Origin of the sequence: Acidovorax sp. (genome assembly GCF_046341535.1) — a bacterium.
Classification (GTDB): domain Bacteria; phylum Pseudomonadota; class Gammaproteobacteria; order Burkholderiales; family Burkholderiaceae_C; genus Acidovorax.
Genome location: NZ_JBKDRI010000020.1, coordinates 1 through 4,183 on the forward strand (window position 1 = coordinate 1; position 4,183 = coordinate 4,183).

Here is a 4,183-nt window from a genome sequence, read left to right on the forward strand (position 1 = left end):
GCGAAAATCGGCGAGAGCGAGGACAGTTTTTGCCGAATTTGCAGCCCCATAGCCGAGCTATGGGGCAAAAAGGCGGTTAAAAATGGACCGCTGCGGTCGATTTGCAGCCGACGATTTCCAAGTCCGACAGGCTCCTAGGGATGGGGCGGGTCGCAGGTTTACTGGAATTCCAAAATGACCTGGTCCACCGACAGCGACTCGCCCTTGCCTGCCGTGATCTTGCCCACCACGCCGTCTTGCGCGGCAAACAGGATGTTCTCCATCTTCATGGCTTCGATCACGGCCAGCTTCTCGCCCGCCTGCACCTTCTGGCCGGGCTGCACCGCCACATCCACCAGCAGGCCGGGCATGGGTGACAGCAGGTACCTGGAGAGATCGGGCGGCGCCTTGTAGGGCATGAACTGGTGCAGCCGCGCGCCCAGAGGCGACAGCACCAACGCATCCATTTGGGTGCCGTTGTGCGCAATGCGAAGCGCCAACGGGTTCTTGCCAGCCCCGCGCTCGACCTGGGCGGTAAAGCCCTGGCCGTTGCAAGCGCCTTGCACACGGATGTTGCCCAGCGTGGCGTTGCTGCTGATTTGATAGCTGGCACCGCCCACCTGGATGGCGCTGGAGCCTGATTTGTCTTCAAAGTCGGAGACCGTGACCGCATGGTGCTGGTGCTGCCCCTGGGCGGCCAGCGCCACCACGACAAACTGCTCACCCACCTTGACCTCGTGGCCTGCCATTTGGCCACTGATGCCCGAGGCCCGCGCGCGGTATCGGCGATGCATAAACGCGGCCAGCGCCACCAGGAACAGCGGGTCGCTGTGTGGCACGTCTTCGGCGTGAAAGCCACGGCTGTAGTTCTCGGCAATGAAGCCGGTGTTGAAGTCGCCCGACACAAACCTCGGGTGCGCCAGCAGCGCGGCCTGGAAGGGGATGTTGCTGCTGATGCCGCGAATCACAAAGCCGTTGAGCGCCTCGCGCATCTTGGCAATGGCAGCGTTGCGGTCGGTGCCATGCACGATGAGCTTGGCGATCATCGAGTCGTAGTACATGGGGATCTCACCGCCCTCATACACGCCCGTGTCCACCCGCACGCCCCACTTGCTGCTGGTGTCGGACTGGAACATCGTCTGCGCAGGCGGCTGAAAGCGCACCAGGCGGCCGGTGGACGGCAAAAAATTGCGAAACGGGTCTTCGGCATTGATGCGGCACTCGATGGCCCAGCCGTCGCGCTTCACATCGGCCTGGGTCAAGGGCAGCTTCTCGCCCGCCGCCACGCGAATCATCAGCTCCACCAGGTCCAGCCCGGTGATGCATTCCGTCACCGGGTGCTCCACCTGCAGGCGGGTGTTCATTTCCAGGAAGTAAAAGTCCTGGTCTTTGCCCACCACAAACTCCACCGTGCCAGCGCTCTGGTACTTGACGGCCTTGGCCAGCGCCACGGCCTGCTCGCCCATGGCTTTGCGGGTGGCGTCGCTAATGAAGGGGCTTGGTGCCTCTTCGATCACCTTCTGGTGGCGGCGCTGGATGGAGCATTCGCGCTCGTTCAGGTAGATCACGTTGCCATGGCTGTCGCCAAGCACCTGGATTTCGATGTGGCGAGGCTCCTGCACAAATTTTTCGATGAAGATGCGGTCGTCGCCAAAGCTGTTGCGGGCTTCGTTCTGGCAGCTCGAAAAGCCTTCAAACGCTTCCTTGTCGTTGAACGCCACACGCAAGCCCTTGCCACCCCCGCCCGCGCTGGCCTTGATCATCACCGGGTAGCCGATGCCCTTGGCAATCTCTACCGCCTGCTCGGGGCCTGCAATCGCGTCGTTGTAGCCCGGAATGGTGTTGACCTTGGCTTCGTTGGCCAGCTTCTTCGAAGCAATCTTGTCGCCCATGGCCGCAATCGAATGCGCCTTGGGGCCGATGAAGGCAATGCCCTCGTCTTCGCAGCGCTTGGCAAAGGCTTCGTTTTCAGAGAGGAAGCCGTAGCCGGGGTGCACGGCCTGCGCGCCGGTTTGCTTGCAGGCGGCAATGATTTTCTCGGCCTGCAGGTACGACTCACGCGAGGGCGCAGCGCCAATGTGCACGGCCTCGTCGGCCAGCTTGACGTGGCGGGCTTCCTTGTCGGCGTCGGAATAGACGGCGACGGTGGCGATGCCCATTTTCCTGGCAGTGGCGATGACCCTACACGCTATTTCGCCACGGTTCGCAATCAGGATTTTGGTGAACATGGTGTGTCTCTTTCAAAAGGCTCTTACCCGAAACGGTTGTGGTGAGGTGCTGGCACAGCCCAGCGAAGCGGTTGGGGCTAGGCGCTGGACCGCAGGCAGTAGCAGCGCTACGACAAGGTCCGGCAACGACGCCCCAAGGGCTGTGGTAGCGCCGCTCAAAGGGGAATGTTTCCGTGTTTGCGCCATGGGTTGTCGAGCTTCTTATCGCGCAACATCACCAGCGACCGGCAGATGCGCTTGCGTGTCTCGTGCGGCAGGATCACATCGTCGATAAAGCCCCGCGCCCCTGCCACAAACGGGTTGGCAAAGCGCTCTTTGTATTCCGCCTCACGCGCGGCCAGCTTCACCGGGTCGTTTTTGTCTTCTCGGAAGATGATTTCCACCGCGCCCTTGGCACCCATCACTGCAATTTCGGCGTTGGGCCAGGCCAGGTTCACGTCGCCGCGCAGGTGTTTGCTGCTCATCACGTCGTACGCGCCGCCGTAGGCCTTGCGCGTGATGACCGTGATCTTGGGCACGGTGCATTCGGCATACGCATACAGCAGCTTGGCACCGTGCTTGATGATGCCGCTGTACTCCTGGCTGGTGCCGGGCATGAAGCCGGGCACATCGACAAACGTGACCACGGGGATGTTGAACGCATCGCAAAACCGCACAAAGCGCGCCGCCTTGATGGAACTCTTGATGTCCAGGCAGCCCGCCAGCACCAGCGGCTGGTTGGCCACGATGCCCACGGTCTGGCCTTCCATGCGGGCAAAGCCGATGAGGATGTTCTTGGCGTATTCAGGCTGCAGTTCAAAAAAGTCCCCATCGTCCACCGTTTTGACGATGAGTTCCTTCATGTCGTAGGGCTTGTTGGGGTTGTCGGGCACCAGGGTGTCCAGGCTCAGGTCCATGCGGTCGGCCGGGTCGTTGCTCTTGCGCACCGGGGCTTTTTCGCGGTTGTTGAGCGGCAGGTAGTTGTACAGGCGGCGCAGCATCATCAGCGCCTCCACATCGTTTTCAAAGGCCATGTCGGCCACACCGCTCTTGGTGGTGTGGGTGATGGCGCCGCCCAGTTCTTCGGCGGTGACTTCTTCGTGCGTCACGGTTTTGACCACCTCGGGGCCGGTCACGAACATGTACGAGCTGTCCTTCACCATAAAGATGAAGTCGGTGAGGGCCGGACTGTACACCGCGCCGCCGGCGCAGGGCCCCATGATCAGGCTGATCTGCGGCACGACGCCGCTCGCCGTGACGTTGCGCTGGAACACCTCGGCGTAGCCACCGAGCGAGGCGACAACCTACTGGATGCGTGCACCGCCCGAATCATTGATGCCGATCACCTGTGCACCAACCTTCATGGCCGTAACCATGATCTTGCAGATCTTCTGCGCGTGCGCTTCCGAGAGCGACCCGCCGAATACGGTGAAGTCCTGACTGAACACGAACACCAGGCGACCGTTGATGAAACCGCAGCCGGTGACGACGCCGTCGCCCGGGACCTTTTGCTCCTGCATGCCGAAGTCGCTGCAGCGATGTTCGACAAACATGTCCCATTCCTCGAACGATCCCTCGTCGAGCAGCAGTTCGACGCGCTCGCGTGCAGTCAGCTTGCCCTTGGCGTGCTGCGCGGCAACACGCTTGGCACCGCCGCCCTGACGGGCTTGCGCGCGCTTCTTCTCGAGCTGGTGGATGATGTCGTGCATGGACTGGTTCCTTCTATCTGAACTGATCGTTTATACGGACTGATCGGTCGGGTGTTCGAACAGATCGAGCAAGCGGCGCGCGGCAGAGGACGGAGCGATACGCGAGCTCGTGACATCCTGCAGCGCCTGCGGCAGCGCGCGACGCACCGCCTCGCTGGCCTTGAAATCGGCAACGAGACGCGCATGCACTTCGTCCCACATCCACTTCAGCGACTGCTGGCGGCGGCGCTCCAGCCACTCACCCGAGCGCTCGCGCAGGCGGCGAAATTCGCCGACACAGTCCCAGAA

General features: G+C 61.9%; 1 protein-coding gene and 2 pseudogenes. All 3 read right to left on the minus strand.

Annotation, left to right across the window (positions count from 1 at the left end; all coding sequences use genetic code 11):
* Positions 1-158 precede the first annotated feature (158 nt).
* A complete protein-coding gene (locus ACK543_RS01120) occupies positions 159-2,207 on the minus strand; it encodes an acetyl-CoA carboxylase biotin carboxylase subunit (RefSeq protein WP_409941044.1) in 2,049 nt (682 codons plus the stop codon).
* Between the two features lie 155 nt (positions 2,208-2,362).
* Positions 2,363-3,895 (minus strand): annotated as a pseudogene (locus ACK543_RS01125) (acyl-CoA carboxylase subunit beta).
* Between the two features lie 30 nt (positions 3,896-3,925).
* Positions 3,926-4,183 (minus strand): annotated as a pseudogene (locus ACK543_RS01130) (methylmalonyl Co-A mutase-associated GTPase MeaB); the annotation flags it as partial.

Excerpts from the sequence above, each read along its gene's own strand:
- ACK543_RS01120 (WP_409941044.1), bottom strand. The coding sequence starts at position 2,207 with ATGTTCACCAAAATCCTGATTGCGAACCGTGGCGAAATAGCGTGTAGG.